Genomic DNA, 4,437 nt, shown 5'->3' on the forward strand with positions numbered 1-4,437 from the left:
AGATTAAGCTGGCCAGCAGTGATGTTTCCAGATGTGCCGCCATTATAGGCCCTTGTACGTATCATATTTACGTATTGTAAAGCCGTAGCCGCATTACCGCCTGTACCGCCGCGCAATACTGCTTCTGCATAAATAAGATAGGCATCTGCCAAACGGAACATAGGGAAATCGGTATCGGGGAATGTACCGGTAGGGTCTGAGCCTGCTACACCCGCCGATGTTAAGTTCTTGAATTTTTCAATAGCATAACCATCGGTAAATGCGTACTCATCATTAATTTCAAGATTCTGACCATCTGTAAAGAAACCGGCTCTTTTATCGGTATTACCGCTTGCATCTGTAAACAAGCTTACATACTGTTTAGTTGTGCGGATACCTCCCCAGCCACCACCAATACCAAAATCTGCAGGGTTCATTTTACCACCCACGGGTGCGTGGATCAGGTAAGTGATACCACCATAACCCTGGGTATGTAGGCCATCAAAAGTGATAGGGAAAACAATTTCGTTTGATTTGTTATTGTCGGCAAGAAAAAGGTTTTTAAAAGTGGGCTCCAGTGTGTAACCGGCAGCAATAACTTTACTGGCATAAGTTATGGCATCGGTGCTTCTGTCTGTACCGGTGTATACTTTTGCATTAAGGTATAGTTTAGCTAAAAGCATCCAGTTGGCAGCCTTATCGGCACGGCCATACTCAAAACGGGGAGCACCCATATCGGCTTCGCAAGCTTTTAATTCGCTTTCAATATAAGCAAAGATTTCTGCACGTGTTTTCTGTTTTGGGAAAAATACGCCCACTACATCGTTCTCGGTAACAAAAGGAACGGAACCGAACAAATCGATGGCATGCCAATAGCTTAGTGCCCTCAAAAAGCGGGCTTCGGCACGGTATTGTTTTGCTAAAGTTAAGTTATTGCCTGTAATGCCGTTGCCGGCTAATTTATCATCAGTTGTTTGACGTATAAATTCGTTGTTTAAAGAAACCACGTAAAATATACGGTTGTACATGGCGGTAATGAATTCGTTTTGCGAATTCCATGTCATGTTATGCAGGTTGTGTATGGTACCATCGTTCCAAACAATGGCGGCTTCATCTGTAGTTAACTCCTGCATGTTGTAATATTCGCGCAGGTAGTTACCAAAACCTTCGTCAATACCGGCAATGTCCGGGTTACCGGCCGGGCCTTGCTGTCCGCTAAGGGCAAATGATGAATATAATTTAGCCAATATTTGTTTATAGTTGTTAAAGTCGGTATAAACCTTATCGGTGGTAACAGCATTTTTAGGTGTCAGGTCTTTCTTACATGACGTTAAACCAACTGATATGCCTATCACTATGATAGTCGTCAGCCATATTAAATTTCTTTTTGTCATATCTAAATTTCTTATGAATTATAAACTCAGGTTTAAACCAAGTGTGTAAACTCTTGGGCGTGGGTAGAAGTTATTGTCAACGCCGCCATTAACTTCAGGGTCAAGGCCCTTGTATTTGGTTATTATAAACACATTAGATACGTTAAATGATGCCCTTAGGTTGTGTGATCCTAAGATGTCAAAAGTATAGCCTAATGTTGCATAATCCATACGCAGGAATGAGGCATTCTCTACATAGTAATCAGAGTATAACTGGTACTGATTAAATTGAGTTGATAATACGCTTGACGGAAGATTGGTTAAGTAGCCCGAGAATTTTAAACCTGCATAAGCACCGTTAGCTGCCGATTGTGCATTATATAAATAGTTGCCCAGGTTGGCACGTGCACTGAAGCCTAAATTCCATTTTTTGTAAGTAACATTGGAGTTAAAGCCCATGAATACTTTCGGATCCGACTGTTTGTAAAGGTACTTGTCATCAATAGTTGATCCGTTTTTATTCCTGTCAACGTATACCCCTTCCAATGGAAGTCCGTTTTGATCGTAAACTTGTTGGTAAACATAAAATGCACCCGGGTTTTGACCGGCCTGGTATGAACCAATGGTGTTGCCAACGCCGCCAGGGATACCATTCACTGCTATTTTTTGGGTGGGATCACCTGTTAGGGATATATTGGTGATTTTACGCTTATTAAGTGAGATGTTATAACCTAATGTCCAATTTACATCTTTAGACGCGACGGCAATAAAATTGACATTAAAATCGATACCTTTAGTGGTTAGTTTACCGATATTGGCCGTTATAAAATTGCTTAAATTTGTACCAGCCGGTATAGGAGTGAAGATTAAAAGATCTTTTGTTTTTTTGCTGTAAATATCAATTGTTCCGTTAATTCTGCCGTTCAGAAAGGCAAAATCCAAACCTAAGTTTGTGGTGGCGGTTGATTCCCATTTCAGGTCGGTGTTATAAGCATCAGGACGTAATGTGTTGACAAATGTTTTGTCACCAAACTGGTATTGAGCTGCATTGTTGCTTGGTTCATAAACAGCTAAATAAGGAAAATAAAGGCCAATATCTTGTTGACCTGTAATACCATAACTTGCCCTGAATTTTAGGTCGGATACGAAATCAACACTTTTTAAGAAAGATTCTTCTTTGGCACGCCATGCAAACGCCACTGAAGGGAAATAACCGTTCCTGTGCAGTTCAGAGAAACGCGATGAGCGGTCATCCCTGATACTGGCTGTAAGTAAATACCTATCATTAAATGAGTAATTTAAACGCGCAAAAGGCGACTCTATATAGTATTGACCATAAGCCGGAACAGCCGGTGTACCAACCGGGGTGATTTTATCGGCTTTATAACCCTGGAAAGTATGGTAATAAGTGTTAAAATACTGATAAGAATAACCACCCTGTAATTCAACATGGCTTTTGATCTCTTTAAAATCCTTGGTGTACTTTAAATAATAATCTGTATTGTACGTGTATGATTCACTAAAGTAATTTTGGTATGAACCACCTTGTAAAAAATTAGATGCAGCCGTAGCCGGAATAAACGTAAATCCATCGCCATCTGCCAAATCTCCGCCAAATGTCGCATTAGCCTGCAATTCTTTCAGGAAAGGGAATGTATAGTTTAAAGTTAATGTACCTATACCTCTTTTAGCCGTACCTTTTGCATTTTGCTCATTAAGCAAACCCACCGGGTTACGCGGGGCAAATGTATTTGGTTTTCCGCCGTTATCCAGCCATTCAAAATAACCACCATATTTGGTTTTATCAGCCGAATAAACTGGTTGGGTAGGGTCAAAGCTGATTGCACTGCCTATAGCGCCGGCAGCAAAATGGCTGTCGGTGTAGCTTCCTTTCAAACTCAGATCAACTTTTAAACTACCACGTAAAAAGTCGTGGTTAATGTTAAAAGTAGCAGTTGTTCTTTTAAGGTTATCAGTTTTAACAATACCATCCTGGCTTAAATAACCAATAGATAACCGGTAAGGTAAACCTTTGATACCACCGCTTATGCTCAGGTTGTTATCATAAGTATAAGCCGGGCGATAGATCAGGCTTTGCCAGTCGGTATTCGCAGTCCCCATCAGGTTGGCCTGTGCCGGGCTTTTTTCGTTAACAGCTTTACGGAACTGATCGGCAGTTAAAACGCTTACTTCCTTGGTTATTTTTGAAAGCGCGGTTTTTGAATCAAAGTTGATACTCACCTTACTGTCACCTTTGCCTTTTTTGGTAGTGATGATAATAACGCCATTTGATGCCCGCGAACCATAAATAGCAGTTGCAGATGCATCTTTAAGGATATTGTATGATTCAATATCATTAGGGTTAATCAAACTTAAAGGATTAGATACACCGCTGATACTGGTATTGCCCAGGGGGATGCCATCAACTACGATAAGCGGATCATTTGATGCATTTAGTGATGCACCCCCACGGATACGGATAGTGCTTCCAGAACCGGGAGCACCGCTGTTTGACGTGATCTGCACACCGGATACCTTACCCATGATCAATTGCTCTGGCGTTGTTACGGGGCCCTGGTTAAAATCCTTGGCAGAAATAGAGGTAACTGATCCGGTCAGGTCTTTCTTCTTTTGTGTACCGTAACCTACTACCACCACTTCGTTCAGGTTTTGATTGTCGGGCTGTAGTGAAAAGTTTACCTCAACTGCAGAGGTGCCTACTGTTACGGTTTTCTTTAAAGCTACATAACCTAAAAATTTAGCGGTTACGGTAACGTTCCCGGTCTTAACGCCGGTTATGGTATAGTTACCATTAGCATCGGTAGTTGCACCAATGGTTGTACCATCAACAGTAACTGAAGCGCCGKGCAGGGGCGCACTGGTTTCGTCTAATACCTTACCTCTGATGCTTCCTGTTTGGGCAAATGCCATCACTGACATCATTAGAAAGGCACAAAGAAGAACGTACTTTTTTGAGTAATTTTTTCTCATTTACTTTTGGGTTTGTGTGAATAAAAAAGGCTTATTTAGCCGGTATTTAATTGGTATGATAATTTTGCTGTAATAGCACGTGACTAATTTACAT

At 41.2% G+C, this 4,437-nt stretch carries 2 protein-coding genes; both read right to left on the minus strand.

Annotated features, from left to right (window positions below; translation table 11 throughout):
• Positions 1-1,373 (minus strand): RagB/SusD family nutrient uptake outer membrane protein (locus tag AC1DPZ_RS22690; protein ID WP_477407737.1); only part of this gene is annotated, 1,373 nt, incomplete at its 3' end.
• A gap of 18 nt (positions 1,374-1,391) precedes the next feature.
• Entirely contained in the window at positions 1,392-4,343 is a 2,952-nt protein-coding gene (locus AC1DPZ_RS22695; protein ID WP_477407739.1) for a SusC/RagA family TonB-linked outer membrane protein, read from the minus strand.
• Between the last annotated feature and the right edge of the window lie 94 nt (positions 4,344-4,437).

The sequence above is a fragment of the Mucilaginibacter sp. P4_G9 genome (genome assembly GCF_056400985.1).